Origin of the sequence: Paenibacillus allorhizosphaerae, from assembly GCF_042659105.1 — a bacterium.
GTDB classification, from domain to species: domain Bacteria; phylum Bacillota; class Bacilli; order Paenibacillales; family NBRC-103111; genus Paenibacillus_G; species Paenibacillus_G allorhizosphaerae.
The window spans coordinates 203,555-219,745 of the sequence record NZ_JBHSRV010000003.1; the positions used below are offsets into that span (position 1 = coordinate 203,555).

Here is a 16,191-nt window from a genome sequence, read left to right on the forward strand (position 1 = left end):
GCATGAAATACGGGATCAGCCGTTATGTGCCCAAACATCTTTCGCATAGCTTCCATTCGATTGAAGTTGACTTAGCCATTGTTCGGCTTCTTGCTTACTGACGCCGTGGACCTGAATATAAGCGTTTAGCAGCTCGTTTTCTACTTCCGGAGCCATTTTGCTGCCGTCACCGCATACATAAAGCCGCCCTCCGCTATCAAGAATGCGGATTAACGCTGCTGAATCCTTTGCCATCAAATGCTGCACGTATTTTTTCGACACGCCTACCATACGTGAGGTTGCCGTATGGAGCTTAACCACTCCGTCTCTTTCAAACTGCTCAAGTTCTTCACGGTAAATATAATCCGCATCGTTGCGGCACCCAAAATAAAGATGAGCTTCCCCTAGCGGTTTTCCTTCCCGCTTCATCATATCGCGAGCCTGCAGAAATCCGCGGAAAGGCGCTACTCCCGTCCCCGGACCCACCATAATGATAGGGATCTGTGGATCTTCCGGGAGCTGGAATCCGGATTCCGGCGTACGAACGAACATGACGATGTCATCGCCGGATTTGCGCTCGGCTAAATAATTCGAGGCCACCCCGCGATACTCGCCTTGTCCGCTCTTTGCAGCGCTGCGAACCACCGCGACGGTAATGCTGGCGCGTTCCGCGTGTACCCGCGGCGAGCTGGATATCGAATAATATCTTGGCTTCAGCGGGGACAGCAGCTCCAAAAACTTCTCAAACGGCATCTCGCATGCTTCGTATTTTTCAATCAGATCAAGCATCGAGATCCTCGTTCTCCTGACATGTTCTTCAAAAATTCCCTCCGCCAGCAATGCCTCTAATTCCCGTTTATGCGGCGGACACACCGTATAAGCGGCGACTTCACGAATCTGGGCCCGCGTTGCGGGTTCCTGCAGCTCTACGCTATGGCTGAGCAGATCTCCAAGAGATACGGGCCGATCCAATGGCAGATGGGATGCGCTGACGCCGCTTGCCGTCAATATTACTTGATCTATACCGTTCAAACCAAACCGCCGAAGAACCCGGTTGACATTCTCTTCGCTGTTGTCAGGAAACACGCCAAGATGATCGCCTTCGTGAAACGTCACTCCCTCAGGCAATTCGATCTCGATATGCCGCGTGCTGCGTTCGCTCCCATGTTGTTGAAGTTCGCGATTATCCACAACAACGGCGTGAATCGCTTCGTACGATTGTGCAAGGGGCGTTTCGGCAAAGCCGTTGACAAACTGAATGTTGAGGGTACTCCGTTCTTTCTCCGCATTCTCGTTCAGCTTTAAATCGAACGTCTTCATCGCATCGAGCCACATTTGACTCCTCCATGCTTCCAGCTGCTTTTCGAAGTCTCCGCTCGCATCGGCCTCTCCGCGCTGCGAGAACCGTGTAGCCCCTTTTTCGGCCAGCTTCTCGTCGATGAATCTCGGCACCTCTTGATACGTAGCGGCCCAGTTGCGGTCCCCACAGCCGAATACCGAATAGTGAACGCCGTTAAGCTCACCCGGTTCAACCTGTTCCAGCCATTGAATGAACTGCCGCGCATTGCTTGGCGGTTTGCCGTTATAAGAAGAGGAGATAATTAATACGGCCCCTTCTTTTGGCAGTTGGCCCAACCGATCGTTAAGGGCCGCCGCTTCGCTCCGAATGCCATGCAGACGGGCGATGTCCGCCAGTTCTTTGGCAATCCGCTCGGCTGTTCCCATATTGGAACCGTATAGGACCAAAAGCGGTCTATTGTTTACCCCAATGATGGAAGCCTTCTGCATCGGAGTCTCTTGCATAGAGACAGCGGCGGCAGTTTCTTCAGGCTTCGTCGTGATCGCAATGGCATTGTTCTTATCACGCAATTGAACGCGTATCTTAAAGCCGTCCGGCTTCAACGTCAGCGTTTGCTTTACCTTCAACTGATAATTCATCGCGTCTACCAGTTGAAATTGTTTAAGGATCATGCCAAGCACCAAAGTCGCTTCGTGTAGAGCGAACTGCATGCCGATGCAAGCGCGCTGGCCGTTTCCGAAAGGTTTATACGCATAGTTCGGAACCTGCGAAGGGTCTTCAAACCGCTCAGGGCGAAACTGTTCCGCATCTGCCCCCCATACGCCCTTATCCCGATGAAGTTGGGGAATAAGAACGGATACACCCTCCCCCTTCGCAATCGGATATTTCCCGCCAATCCTCGTGTCTTCCTTGGCGAACAAATTAAATTGAGGCGCGGTTGGCCATAAGCGTAAAGCTTCATTCAAAATCATTCGAATATATTTCAGCTTTAACACTTGTTCATACGTCGGCAGCGGGTCGGTTAACACTTCATCCACTTCTGCGTAAGCCTTTTTTAACGCATCCGGGTGTTTCAACAGGAAATACGTTGCAAATGACAACAAACCGCTAGTCGTTTCGTGACCCGCGATTAAAAAGGTAATGATTTGATACCGTATATTCTCGTCATCAAGCCGCTCTCCGGTTTCGGGATCCTTCGCGTGCAGCATCCGGGAGAGCAAATCGGTCTCTCCTTGATCGCCGCTTGCTTTACGGTCTGCGATGATCTTATCTACGACGGAGAACATCGATTGAATATCGCGTTCGTACTGACGTTTAGTTTTAATCATCAGCTTGTTTTGAATCGGCAGCCGGTTGCCGTAATGCATGGCTTCATCCAGCGCGCGTACCATGCTAACGATAAATGGATTGGGCGTTTCTCTGTAATAGCTATTGAAACGGTAGTTAAAGCCGCATAATCCGATGGTATCCAGTGTAAGCCGCGTCATATCCTCGGGAACGTCGATGCTTTCGTCCGGATTCAATCGCGCCCATTTTTGAACCAGCTGCAGCGCAATGTCCAGCATCATGCCGTGGTACCCTTTCATGGCTTGCTGGCTAAAAGCAGGCATCAAAATGTGATGTGCTTTTTTCCAATTCGGTTCTTCCGTCAAGCTGGTGAATAAACCGTCTCCGGCAAAATCGCGCACTTTCAGGATGTGACCGATGCCTTTGTCAAAACGCGACTCATCGCATACGTCGGCCACTAAGTCGGGTCCGGAGACGATGAGCACCGATCTTCCGAATCCTTCGAATCGAAAAATAGGGCCGTACTCGTCGGCAAGTTTACAGAAAGACAGTGTAGGCGAATCCTTATCAATTAAGGGGATGTTCCCTAGAACGCCATATGTTTTCGGCTGGGGAATCGGCATCCGATTGTCCATAAACAAAACTCCTCTCCAATATCGTTAACCAATATGCGATAGTGGCAGTGTGATGAGTCATTCGGTGAATCGATCCCAAAAAATTTTACTCATTATGTTTATTTTAACCGGGAAGATTGATACTATCCAATGTATAATTGAGCATACATTCATTACATTGAGTTAATCTATGGGGTGTGGAAAATGGAATTGCAGCAACTTCGATATTTTCAAACGGTCGCTCGATTGGAGCACATGACGCAGGCTGCCGAGGAATTAAACATTACACAGCCGGCACTCAGCCGAACGATCTCCCGATTGGAAGAGGACATCGGCGTCCCTCTATTTGAAAGAAAGGGGCGTCATATTCGGCTTAATCGATACGGCGAGATTTTTCTAGCCCATCTGGAGCGCTCGTTTCTGGAGCTGGATCAAGCTAAGAAAAAAATTAACGACCTGGCTCGGTTAGAAACGGGATCGGTGTCTATCGCTACAACCAACGTCAGCATATTTCCGAGTTTGGTATCGTCTTTTCTGCGCCAATATCCTGATGTGCGGATCCGTCAGTACTTGCGAAGCGACATCAATATGTACCATCTGCTAGAAAAAGGCGATATCGACTTGTGCATTTCCTCCGAACCTGTCGAAGGCCCCGATATTGAGTGGGACCCTTTATTTTCGGAACAATTGTTGCTGCTGGTGCCAAGAGAAGAACGTTTTATTCAACGTAAAGAAATCCGACTTATGGAAATGGCCGAAGAAAAGTTCATTAGCGGAAACGCGATCTACGATTCAGCCAACGGGCTGGAAAGTCTTTGCCAAAAAGCCGGATTTACTCCCAAAATTTCATTCGAGGGAAACGATTCGGTTGTCATAGGAGAAATGGTAAGTCTCGGTCTGGGAATCTCGTTCATCCCGAGCCTGCTTTGGGAAAAATTTTCCGACATCATTAAAGATCGGCTTCATGTTCTGAACATTACGGATCCGGTTTGTACCGTTACAACGGGGATCTCGAGAATAAAGGACCGTTATTTGCCGGCCGCCGCGAATACATTTTATGCCTACGCTATTCATAAAGCGTGGGATCATAAGGGTAATAGGGTTTGATGAACTTCCCTCTTTTGGATTGCCGGCATAGTTGTCATATGAAAACAGCAGCACGACAGGATCTTTCCAAAATCCATGCCTGCTGCTGTTTTGATTAGCTATAAATGGTTGCCGCTCTTGCCATTCCGATTTTCATCCATTCCTTGCGGCACTTGATGTTATCGTTGAATGATCGCGGAACGTATCCTTTTCGAACCAAAGAATACACAACAAGAAGAAAATAAGGGCTCCACCCCAATACGTATACAACAAACCGTTCTGCAGCGTTAGAAGCAAGAAGGCTAGCATCGGACCCGCCGCGGCGCCAAAATCGAGAACTACCGAATACAATGTCATAACAGAGATGGAATGCGTATTTTTTGAACAATCGGACGCAAGTGTATCCATCAAGGTCGTCAGCGCCGTAGCTGCAATCATGACAAGCAGCATTACAGGAATCCACCAGTAAATGGACATGACTATTGGTATGCAGCCAAAGCCGAAGGCTGCGATGATTAGAAAACTGCAAAACCAAGGCATCCTGCCATTGGGCCCGTCCGACCAATGGCCGAACTTAACGGCAAGGAACGGTTCCCACGCCCAACGGCTCGCTTGTATTATACCGGATAACGTTGCGGCCGCCAGAGTAATCCCCCAAATGCGGACCTCCTCTGTAAATCTGTAATCAATGAGAAAGCTTAACGTTGACGTCAGCACACCTTGAAATAATAAGGAGACGAGAAAGCCGCTGCTCATGACTTTCCATAAAGCGGGGGACTTCCAATTCAGCGATCCGGAATGAACCGCTTTGGAGCGGGAAGGATCCGCCGCTGTCCGAGGCTGTACAAATAGCAGGATCAACGGTACGCCTAACAAGGAGATCGCTCCCATGATGATGGCTACCCATTCGATTCCGATAAGAGTGGCCCCACCCCCTCCGAGAAGCATCCCGAACAAGCTCCCCAAACGGTAAAGCCCGTTGTAAGTCCCCATTAAGTATCCGCGATTGTGATCTTCCGCTGTCGTAACCACCGTCATTAACCCGCCCAGCCTCAATAAAGACCAGGCAAACCCCCAGATGCATCGCAGTATAAGCCACATCCATAACCCTTGAGCGATACCGTACCCGGTTGTAGTCAATGCCGATAATGCCACAGCAACAAGCAGCCCCGTTCGCAGTGAGATTCTCGTATATAACCATCCCATGACCGGGTTCAAGGGCAATCGAACGAACCGGTTAATCGATAATATAAGACCAACTTCCCATAGGGACATAAGCCCCGTTTGATGCCAATAAATTGGAAGAGCAACGTAAAGCATCGAATCGCCCAGCAGGCAGATGGCCGTGACCAACGAAACGGCGATGACTTTGTTTTTTCCAACATTACTAATGCGTATCGGCTCCTTTATGCTATCCGTGTAAGATCGTCAAAGCTTGATCCGCATCGAATCCGGCCGCCTCTGCTTTAGGTTTGAATCGTTTCATATTCACGCGTACCAATGCCGCCAGCTCCAGAAGCTGCTTATCTTCGATATGAATCATCGTTACGAATAACTTCCCGTTCACGTATTCAATCATACGAAATGCCGGTATATCAAGGCACGCAGCCGTTTGTACGAAATGCCATTGATCCCTATTCACAATCGAATTGACGTGATTATGCCCGCAGAAGTAATACCCGCGGCCAGACTTTTTTTGCATGGCAGACCAAACGTCAAACTCGGGATGGATGCGGAGCATGTTCCGATCCGATAAGGCCGTCGTATCCGGAAGCGGATGATGCCCGAACATAAACACCGGCTTGTCAGCGGACTGCTGCAGTACGTTTTCCAGCCAAGCCATTTGTTCCGGATCGACTTCTCCGCCGTAATCTTTAGGGCTCATCTCTTTTGTCGTATCAAGAAAAACGAGAACAGCCTCTTCCGTCTCCATCCTGCAGTAACGTTGTTGTCCGGTGATCGACAAGATTTCGGTTTTCGGTATGTTGTAGGTATCATGATTGCCAAGTACATGAATAAATTGACGGGCTTCTTTGCACCCGCGGATTTGTTCAAACACAAAGCTAAATTCTTCCGGAAAACCTTCGTTCGTGAAGTCGCCTAACGAAATGTGATAATCCGCCTCGATTTGCAAAAACGCTTGAATCATACCGCTAAAAAATTGCTGACGCGCCTCTAGCAGCTCCGGCGTCCCGTGCTCCATGACGGGATAGTGAAAATCGCCCATAAGTACCAGCTTCATACCATACCCTCTCCCCATGTTTTCATCGTCGATACTCCAAAGGTGTTGCGGCATTTGGTTTCGGATGCTTACGCCTCATGCCCATTTCCGTATCCTCCTGCCTGCAGGTCCCATTATAGTACATCATCATGCATCATTCAACAGCTTTTTGCAGTTTTTTGCGTTTTTAATATTTATTTTGCCGTTTTTTCGCGTTGCCCACTGAGAAGTCATTTACTTTGCTGCATCGATTTTGTTAATATATATTCAATCAAACTGACGATAAAATAAAAGGTGATTCCATGCTGGCTCCCGAACGTTATAAACGAATTATGTCGGAAATCGAAAAGAATGGCCATGCGTCGATTGCCGATCTGAAGCAGATCCTCGGCGTGTCCATTGATACGGTGCGCAGAGATTTGGATTCTTTGGAAAAAGCCGGCAAGTTAAGCCGCGTCCACGGCGGAGCTGTGATGAAAGAAGAACGGGTCACCAACGAGACGTTCTCCCGGAGGAAGACGGCCAACATTGAGGAAAAGCAGGAGCTCGCCGCAGTAGCAGCTCAGATGATTAAAGAAAATCAGGCTATATCGATGAACGCCGGCACGACCAATATGGAACTGGCTAAGCAATTAGTTGCCAAATTCGCCAAGCTGACCATCGTGACGAACTGCTTGAAAGTGGCGGAAATATTAGCTTCAAATAAAGATTTTACGATCATCATCCTCGGCGGGACATTAAATAATGAGGAATTTGCGTTATATGGCGCCTCTGTCGAGGAAGAAATTTGCCGCTACAATCTTGATGCCGCTTTTATAAGCGTTAACGCTGTGTCGCTGGAAAAGGGGCTAACCGACTTCCGGCAAGGCCAGCCTTCCGTCATACGAGCGATGATCCGCAGCAGCAAGAAAGCGATTGCCGTCGTCGATTCAAGCAAGTTCGAGACGGTGTCTTTCATGAATGTGTGCGATATTCACGATATCCATGCTTTCGTGACGAACCGTACCCTGGACCGGGAAATCTTGCGAAAATATGAGCAATATGGGGTCACCATCATTCAGAACGGATAAAAGACCCCTCTTACCCGCTTGTAAAATCTCGGGAAAATGGGGTCTTCTATTCATTTGGCTTTATTTTACTCTCAGGGCCTCGATTCCTTTGGCAGCTTCGTCTTCCGCCCCGCGCAGCAGCGTGTTCAAATCGATATTGCCGAGCGTAAGATCGGCGAGCTTGCTGCTGTATGCCGTCGTTACCGGACCGTCGTATATCGTTTTGACCGAAATCGGGGCGAATGAGCTGTAGAGAGCGGACTTCACGTTCTTGTCTTTAAATTTGGTATCTTGCGCAAATCCATTAATGACCGCGGCGGTTTTCACCACCGGCAGCGTGCCCCCGCGGGATACCCACGCCTGGTATTCATCGGAAAGCAAAAATTTAATGATTTGCATCCCTTGATCCTGGTATTTGCTGCTTGCGGTCACTCCGAAATACGTCGGATACGGCTGCGGGTGTACGTTCGGCGCTTCCTTGAACGTAGGATACGTGACAAAGTCCCAATTCAGCTCGGATACGTCCTGCGTCATATGCATGTTGGCAAGTCCGGCCAGCATCGCCGTATCCTTTGTCTTGACGAAGTTGTTAACGCCCGGGATCCCCTTCAGCTCCTGAACCTTTTCCTTGTATCCAGACGCTTCCCCCAGTCTCGAGTACGTGCTGAGCAGTACTTTCCACTTGTCGTTATTGATGATCGGCTTGAACGTTTTCGGATCTACTTTGGCCAGCGAGAGCGGATTGATGTCGAAATAATGGCTTTGGGAAATGCCGAGTCCGACGTATTTCAACGTTCCGTCCTCGCGAGTCAGCTTCTTGTTCAGATCGAACACTTCGTCCCACGTCATCCCGTCCTTCGGATACGGCACTCCGAATTTATCGAAGATGTCCTTATTGTAATAAAGAGAGAGCGTATTGTTAACGACAGGAAGCACATACATTTTGCCGTCCGACATGGCCTTCACGGCTTCGATCATCGTCGGTTCGATGTGACTCGTATCGATATTGTGCTTCTTGATGAGCGCCGTCATATCTGTCTGGATATTGTACTGCAGCATATTGGCAAAGTTGCCGATCGATTCCCAAATGATGTCGATCTGCTGCCCGGCTGTGATCAGATCTTCATACCCTGTTCCTTTTGTGCTTTGAATGTACTTGATGGTATGCTGCGGAAATTTTTTACGGATTGCGTCGCCGAACTTCTCGTTGAACGCCTCCTCGGTCCAGCCGCTTCCGGAATAAATGACCAGATTGGCGGACTCGGTACCTGCGGACGGATTGGCGTTTGGCTGAGCTGACTCCGGTCCGGCAGCAGGCTGGTTATCTGACGAACAAGCGGTTAACACAACGAGAACGGTTAGCCCGATCAGCACGCTGCCGTACATGTTTCTCTTTCTCATTCGATCCCCTCCGTTATCATCGGTACATTCGGCGTATGAATCTGTATTAAAAAAATCATTTGTAAGCGCATACAATTAAGGTGTAAGGAAGAAATGGCAACCGCCGCCTTCTTCCTTATTTCCTCCGTTTATGAGATCCGGACGAGCCGAGCCGAGCCGGGCTGAAGCCCCAACCGCACCTGACCTTGGTGTCCGGAGCCGACCGGCTGTCCATTTGCCATATCGATGGCATCCGCCGCCTCCAGCGCAAGCGTTGCTTCGGTGCCGCCGAAATTAGCGGCGAGCACGTACGTATGCGCGTCTGCGCCTTTCACACGAACCGCGCGGACTTCGCCCGTATCGTGCTGAATGGCCGCTACAAATGTGCTGTCCGGTGCGGCGTAAGCACGGGTCGATTCGTGTTCTTCACCTGCCTGAATCACATAGGCGGCATCGACAATTACCTGCCCCGCTTCAACAGCCTGGAGCCCCACTTCGAGCGGTCCGCACAGCTCGTCGGCGTACAGCATCCCTGTCGAACCCGCCGTGACGAGCTTCTCCTTCAGTCCGATCTGCCTGCGTCCCGGCCGGTGTATCGACAATCCTTCCGTGCCGTATACGGCGACGATGCCGAGCCGATCGTCTACATTAACCCAACGGGATCCGGTCCGGATCGTCTCCTCCGCGCTTCCCGCCCCCTGCAGCACAGCTTGCCCGCTTGCCCAATAATACGTGCGCTCGCTGCCGTTGAACAGATCGTTCGGCATCAGCAGGTTCAGCCCTTTTACTTCATGGACGTACGTTCTGCGCGCGGCAGTCGCGTATTGGATCACGATCATGTGCGTGGCATCCGGCAGCGCCGCGCAGGCGATAGCACTGCGGGCGATCGGATGATCCTTCTGCCCTTCGGCCATTAGCCCTTGCGTCTGGACGAGGGTGCTCCCCCAGGTAATGAAGCCGCCGTCGAACATCGTACCGTCATGCTTCTCAAGCCGCTGCTCCGTCACTTTCCCGAGTCCGCGCAGCCGCGGGGACAAATTTTCCCGCCACTCCGCCATGTCGCTGGCGCCTGCCGGCAGACACAGCCCTTGCGGCTTCTCGGCCGACTCCCATACCCAGGAAGCGTCCCGCTTGGCGCTGCGATGCACGTAGGCACCGTGGTATGCGTCTTGCCAGCCTAGACCGGACGAATCGCGGACGATGGGCGAGCTTGCGCAAGCTTGTTCCTTCCCGGCCGTTTCTAACGCGGCTCCAGCCTCTTCTTTCCAGCCGCCGGTTCCGCCGCGCACGAGCCGCTTCCAAGCGAGACCCATGGAAAGCGCCACGGCGCGGTCCGATTCCAGCCTCGTGTAATAAAGCGGCGATGCTTGCTCCAGCGGCCCGCATCGCTCGGACAAAAACGTGCCGTCGCCGTTTCGAACCGTTTCTAGTTCGATTTGCTTCAGCCAGCCTTCCTCGAAGCGGGCGCAGTCGGGATCGCCGAGCACATCGCCGATCATATGCCACACCGGGAGAACGTAGTCTTGACAATAAGTGTAGCGGACGCGCGTATCCCCGCCAATGCGCAGCAGCCTGCCGTCTTCGAAGGTGCACAGCTTGACGACGTCCCACAGCTCTTTCATATGATGATACAGCGCCTCTGGTGCCTGTATGCCCTTGCTCCGATACATGAAGTGAAGCATAGCCATGTTGGACAGGCAGATCACCATGTAGCCGACATTCAAGTAACCGTGATGATTGAGCGATAACGTATCGAAGAAATTAGCACCGACAAACCGGTCGGCGATCTTCTTTCCGTCCATCACCGTTTCGTCATGCGCATCGGACGGTACGGATATCCCATTGATGAGGAAACCGAGCGCCTTCTCGCGATACGCTTCCGCCCGCGGGCAGTCCGTATACATAGCGAGCATACGGAGCATGAAAGCGCCGTTCCACAAGTTGCTTTCCGGCTTGTTATGGCCGTCTTTGGCCAGCAAACCGCCGACGATCGGATAATGGTCGAGCAGCCAATCGCTCTCGGAAAGCAGCACCTTCCGCAGCAGCGTCTTGTCGGCATCCTGCAACAACGGACTCAGCGCATCGACGCCGTGCATCATCCGTTCCAAACCGAGCACGCTGATCCACGTATGCCCCCATGAGGCGTTGTCCGTGCAGTGATAGTCGCCTTCGATATGCGATTGCAGCGAATACCGGAGCATTCGCAGTGCGAGCTCCTGCAGCTCCCAACGCGATATCCCTGCCGCTGCGGCTTCGAATCGTGGATCGGCCGCCACGGTAGCGAAGGCGGCAAGCGCCTTTTGATTGGTCTGTACTCCCCAGGTATCTTCGCCAGTGCCGTAACAAGCAAGCTCGGGCCGGTCAGGAAAATAAATCACATGCTTCCGTGCGCCGTTTACCCATTTCTGAAGCAATGAAATGTAGATTTGCGTCGTATCGTTTGTCATCGCAGTTCCTCTCCAATGGACATAGTGGGATAACCATCAAATACTTACATATCCCCATCATAACAACCGTTCCCGCTGAAAAACATAAATAATATTTTTCTTTTCCTGTACAATATTTCGTTTTATACTCATATCAATGAAAGCGCATTCCACAAAGGGGGTGCCATTCCTTGCGAATGGAGAACATCGCTTATTTTCAGTACGGCCATGCGCGGTGGGTTGGTCACGGACCGATGACGAAACCGTATCATTTGTTTATGTTCGTAGACAAGGGCAGTCTCGCCTATCGGGTCGAAGGCGTCCGCTATGTGCTGGAGCAGGGCGATATTTTGTATATGCGGGAAGGGGCCGAGCGGATCGGGGAAGCGGTGACGGAAGAGGCGCATTCCAAATTTTCCGTGCATTGGGCGGGTGACGGGCTGTTCGGGCATTTCCCCCATCTGGCCGACTGTGGGGCTATGCAGTTTCGCCCTGCTTCGCTGTTCGCTTATTTGAAGCAAACCTATTCGCATATGTACCAACAATGGATGCGGAAAGACTCGTACTACGAGCCGCTCTGCGAAGGCATGCTGCTGGAGTTGATGGCGCGGGTTCATCAGGACCATTCGGCGCAGCAGTATACCGGCAAGCAGGCGCGCGTCGTACGCCAGGTGCGCGACTATATTTTGCAATATTACCGCGAGCCTTTGTCGATTGACGAACTGGCGCATTTGACCGGTCGCGGTCCCTCCTATCTCATCACCAGCTTCAAGAAGCATTACGGGATCACGCCGCTTGAATATATGCACCGGACGCGCATTTCCAAAGCGGAAGAACTGCTGCTCGAAACCGACTTCAACATGGAGACGATCGCCGCCGAGCTCGGCTACTGCGACGCTTCGTATTTCAACCGGATGTTCAAGAAGATGGCCGGCATTACGCCGTCCGGATTCCGTAAACGCAACATTCCGCAGAGCGAGTCGGAGCTTTCTCATCGTTCCTTGACCGCCGATCCGATGTAATGCATCGGCGCTTCTCGACACGATTTCTGCAATTTTATAGAGAGACATCTTGCCGCTGGTTGTTGACTAAGCTCGTTGTCCGTTGCCATAAGTTTTGATTTCGCTGACCGTAACAACCGTATAGGCGGCATCGATATCTTTAGCGGCAATAGAAAAATTTGCTCCTTGCGTTTTAGGCTTCGTCTGGTCCGACTGGACGATAAGAATGCCTACACCAGTTTTTTATATGCCGCTTCAATCCCCCCAAAAACAGCAAAAAAAGCATAGATCCGCTAGCATTTCCTGATCGGTAAAGGCCTGAAATAGCTTATAAAGAAGTCGAAACCGGACGTCTTCCTATTGCGCAAAATTTGATCATTGTAACCCGAAGCATGGTCTGGTACGATAAATCATCATAACTAGCGCCGGTTCTTCAATGATCAGCCGTCAAACAACAAGAGGTGGCCGCACGAATGCACAAGCTATTGCTCCATTTGAACGAACATCAGCGATTTTTACTGCGCAACGTATCCATCATTGTCCTAGGTCTGTTCATTAATCAGATGCTGCAAACTGTGGGCAGCATCATCATTGCAAGAATGTTAAACGATCCGGTCAAATTCGGCGAAGTGAACTTGTTGCTGCAAATTTTCGGCATGATCGCGCTTTTTCTGAACGTCGGCTTTAACTCTGCGCTTGTGTATACCTTCTCGACGGATGCACGGGAAGCGGTGCAAAATAAATTTCGGCTTGCGCTGGCAGGCAGCACATCCTTTGGAATCGTGATCAGTGTTGTGGTAGCGGCGCTCTCTCCCTTCCTTGCAAAAGTGTATCAACTGCCTGCTCTGCAGACGGCGCTCGCGCTCGGTTCCATCATGTTTGTGTTCAATTCCGTCGTCAATATGGGGGTATCCTCCTTTTCCGGCAACCGGAATTTCGTTACTCAAGCGGTTTTTATGGTGATCATGACCGTTTTCTCTACTCTAGGCACAATTGCAGGGGTCATCTGGCCGCTTTTTGGCGATCCGCTTTACCTATGGGGCGTTTCCTTCTGGATGGGCATCGGGGCATTGCTCACAGCGCTTATTACCAGCTGGAGAGTGCAAAAAGTCCATCGGCCCAGATGGATTGGCAGCATTCCTTTGCCTGAACTATGGGGAATGATGAAGTATGGGGTTCCGCTTTGGGCTGGGAATATTGCCAAAGCGTTTCAACAGCCGTTTCTGGTCATGATGATCGGCTCCAGCTCGGTTGTTGCCGTCGGCCATCTTGCCAATGCATCCCGCATTACCGGATTTATCGGTATTGTCACATGGGCGTTTATGATCGTTACTTTTCCCTTTGTTGCCGAAAGCTCGCAAGATCTGCAGGAAAGCAAACGACGGGGCACGCTCTGTATCCGTTACAATAACATCATCCTTTATCCGTTAACGCTGCTCATCTGCTGGTTTCCCGACCAGATTAACGGATTTTTGTTCGGTTCGGATTACGCTACAGGCGAATCCGCCATCTATATCCGGCTGCTGGCGCTTGGCGTGTTTTTCTCTTCCGTCAGCAGGCTAGGAGGCAATATTCTTGCAGGGATCGGCCGGACGAAAGCGAATTTCTGGGTCATGATCGTAGCGGGGATTTTCGTAATTACACTTGTGCCTCTACTCGCTGCCGATAAACCCGTATGGGCGGTGTGGATCTATACCGCAGGCTGGGCTTTATCGGCGTTGTCCATGATCTGGTTTTTCTACCATGAAAGCTTTGCGCTGGACTGGTGGGATGCGTATGGGGAGCCTCTGCTGCCGACGGTGCTCATGGGCATTATACTAATGATAGGGCAATCAATCGGAGTCGGATTTCCCGTATTTGTCGTTACAGCCGCTGTCGGCCTGTTTGCCGTCACGATATGGATCGAGACCAAAGCCTTCGCCCAAGTCAAAAAGGCTGTGTTACGAGGTCATTAAACTCGCACACTCCACAGCCCATATAAATGAAAGGATGCTGGGTATGATCACTCGAACAGTAAGAGCATCGGATTATCCTGAAGTGATTGCCGTCATTAATGCGTGGTGGGGTGGCAGGAATATGGCTGATATGCTGCCCAAATTATTTTTTGTTCATTTTCAAAATACGAGCTTTATCGTAGAAGAAAAAGGACAGATCCTAGCTTTTCTCATTGGCTTTGTATCGCAAACCAATACCAACGAAGGTTATATCCATTTTGTCGGGGTTCATCCCGATCACAGGAAGAAAGGAATGGCCAAATGTTTATACGAAACATTTTTTGGTAAAATAAAACCGTTAGGATGTAACACGGTCCGCTGCGTTACTTCACCCGTCAATAAAAATTCTATTATGTTTCATACGAATCTAGGGTTTCAAGTTGAACAGGGGGATAGCGAAGTGGAGGGCATTTCCGTTCATACGAACTATGATGGAAAAGGAGAAAGCCGCGTATTGTTCGTAAAAAAAGTTTAGCAAACACCATAAGTGGTCTATTACGCTTCCATGACGCATTCCTCCTTTAGGCTTTGGCTTTCATTATTTTTCTTTGCCCCAATAAAACAATCAAACTTAGCAGCAGAAGAACCAATGGCATCATGGCAACGCCAAACCCTTGACCCGCTTGGAGATGCGTAAATACGGCCCCGGCCATCACAATGATCAAAACGCCACTAACCACAGGGACTATCTTATGCCACCAATATCCCAGTATTAATCCCGCTGCCGAGAGAACTTCTACTCCCCCTACAACATACATGAACCCGGTGCCATACCCGTAAATATTATTAAATGCTTCTACCTGTGCGGGATCTCCGCTTAATTTCATAAACCCGAATAAAAGGAACCCAACCCCAAGCAAGCCTTGCAAAATTCGAACAGTCCATTTCATTTCTATACTTCCTCCTTGAAAACGTTATTTATAGCGCTACGTAATTTGACCGTTATCTGTCCCATTCGCAGATCATGACTAATTTAGTATCTTTTAATTCAGAAGTCAGTTTGCCCTGCATTTTTATCATAAGGCTCTTAGCGATCGATAATCCCAAACCCGTGCCCTTTTCGGATCTTATTTTATCCCCTTTATAAAATCGATCAAAAAGAAATACAAGATCATTTTCACTTAACCGGCTAACCGCGTTGCTGACGATCAGCTGTACGGAAGAATGCGATTGTTCTAGGCTAATCGATACGTTTCCGTCGGAGTGTTTAATGGCATTATTTATTAAATTTTCAACCACGCGTTTTACTGCGGACGGATCAGCTATGATGCTTATCTCTTCCTCTGGAATTTGAAGCTCCGGCTCAAGGTTGTGATGATTAAATTGATCGTAAAAGCCGACCAATACTTCCAAAAGCAGTTGGTTCAGCTTGATTTTTTCCAGCTTTAGCGGATAATCTTCCGATTCGATGAGCGATAATTCAAAAAAGTCTTTCAATAACGCTTTTAATCGGAGCGCCCCAGTTTTAATGGTCGTAATATACTGCTTTCGTGTTTCTGAAGGTAACTCATCCGACTCCAAAAATTGAATATATCCCAAAATCGAGGTCATCGGTGTACGAATATCATGCGATATATTGGCAATCGCCTGTTTCAATTCGTTTTCTTTATGCCGTTTTTCTGCATTGGCCTGAACGGTGAAATCGATTTGATGATTAATTTCAACCGCGAGCTCTTCAAAGTCTTTATCATAATAGGACATATCGATTTTCTTACCGGTCTTTTTGGAGTTGTACTGACGTAATTGCTTGGTCGCACTTTTTATTTCTTTTTTTAACAAATAAAAGCGAGTGAGAAAAAATAAGGCGACCAGCACCGAAATGAATACAATATAGATCATCATCCTCACCCGCTT

At 49.8% G+C, this 16,191-nt stretch carries 12 protein-coding genes; 5 read left to right on the forward strand and 7 right to left on the reverse strand.

The annotated features are described in order from the left end of the window. Positions 1–15 precede the first annotated feature (15 nt). A complete protein-coding gene (locus ACFQI7_RS14230; RefSeq protein ID WP_218097582.1) occupies positions 16–3,201 on the reverse strand; it encodes a bifunctional cytochrome P450/NADPH--P450 reductase in 3,186 nt (1,061 codons plus the stop codon). A gap of 183 nt (positions 3,202–3,384) precedes the next feature. Here ACFQI7_RS14230 and ACFQI7_RS14235 point away from each other — a divergent pair, with 183 nt between their 5' ends. Then, entirely contained in the window at positions 3,385–4,287 is a 903-nt protein-coding gene (locus tag ACFQI7_RS14235) for a LysR family transcriptional regulator (RefSeq protein ID WP_218097583.1), read from the forward strand. A gap of 132 nt (positions 4,288–4,419) precedes the next feature. Here ACFQI7_RS14235 and ACFQI7_RS14240 read toward each other — a convergent pair whose 3' ends face one another. Both ACFQI7_RS14240 and ACFQI7_RS14245 read right to left on the reverse strand, forming a co-directional pair. Continuing rightward, positions 4,420–5,619 carry an MFS transporter gene (locus ACFQI7_RS14240; protein WP_268966808.1) on the reverse strand — a complete coding sequence of 400 codons (1,200 nt, stop codon included), beginning with the start codon at positions 5,617–5,619 and terminating at the stop codon, positions 4,420–4,422. 58 nt (positions 5,620–5,677) lie between these two features. After that, positions 5,678–6,508, reverse strand: coding sequence for a metallophosphoesterase family protein (locus ACFQI7_RS14245; protein WP_218097585.1), 831 nt, complete (start codon positions 6,506–6,508; stop codon positions 5,678–5,680). A 281-nt stretch (positions 6,509–6,789) separates the two neighbouring features. On the opposite strand from ACFQI7_RS14245, the gene ACFQI7_RS14250 reads away from it, so the two are divergent. After that, positions 6,790–7,557 carry a DeoR/GlpR family DNA-binding transcription regulator gene (locus ACFQI7_RS14250; protein ID WP_218097586.1) on the forward strand — a complete coding sequence of 256 codons (768 nt, stop codon included), beginning with the start codon at positions 6,790–6,792 and terminating at the stop codon, positions 7,555–7,557. Between the two features lie 60 nt (positions 7,558–7,617). On the opposite strand, the gene ACFQI7_RS14255 is transcribed toward ACFQI7_RS14250, so the two are convergent. Beyond that, positions 7,618–8,937 carry an ABC transporter substrate-binding protein gene (locus ACFQI7_RS14255; RefSeq protein ID WP_218097587.1) on the reverse strand — a complete coding sequence of 440 codons (1,320 nt, stop codon included), beginning with the start codon at positions 8,935–8,937 and terminating at the stop codon, positions 7,618–7,620. Between the two features lie 128 nt (positions 8,938–9,065). After that, positions 9,066–11,363, reverse strand: coding sequence for a hypothetical protein (locus tag ACFQI7_RS14260; protein ID WP_218097588.1), 2,298 nt, complete (start codon positions 11,361–11,363; stop codon positions 9,066–9,068). Between the two features lie 176 nt (positions 11,364–11,539). Here ACFQI7_RS14260 and ACFQI7_RS14265 point away from each other — a divergent pair, with 176 nt between their 5' ends. The 3 genes from ACFQI7_RS14265 (at position 11,540) to ACFQI7_RS14275 (ending at position 14,812) form a co-directional block, all read left to right on the forward strand. Beyond that, positions 11,540–12,364 (forward strand): AraC family transcriptional regulator, encoded by an 825-nt coding sequence (locus ACFQI7_RS14265; RefSeq protein ID WP_230414716.1) that lies wholly within the window; start codon positions 11,540–11,542, stop codon positions 12,362–12,364. 452 nt (positions 12,365–12,816) lie between these two features. Beyond that, complete coding sequence (locus tag ACFQI7_RS14270) at positions 12,817–14,298, forward strand: oligosaccharide flippase family protein (RefSeq protein ID WP_218097590.1); 1,482 nt, start codon at positions 12,817–12,819, stop codon at positions 14,296–14,298. Between the two features lie 43 nt (positions 14,299–14,341). Further along, complete coding sequence (locus ACFQI7_RS14275; RefSeq protein ID WP_218097591.1) at positions 14,342–14,812, forward strand: GNAT family N-acetyltransferase; 471 nt, start codon at positions 14,342–14,344, stop codon at positions 14,810–14,812. Between the two features lie 46 nt (positions 14,813–14,858). Here ACFQI7_RS14275 and ACFQI7_RS14280 read toward each other — a convergent pair whose 3' ends face one another. Beyond that, positions 14,859–15,227, reverse strand: coding sequence for a DoxX family protein (locus ACFQI7_RS14280; RefSeq protein ID WP_218097592.1), 369 nt, complete (start codon positions 15,225–15,227; stop codon positions 14,859–14,861). Between the two features lie 52 nt (positions 15,228–15,279). Then, positions 15,280–16,179, reverse strand: a complete 900-nt coding sequence (locus ACFQI7_RS14285; protein WP_329958207.1) for a sensor histidine kinase — start codon at positions 16,177–16,179, stop codon at positions 15,280–15,282. Positions 16,180–16,191: the final 12 nt, after the last annotated feature.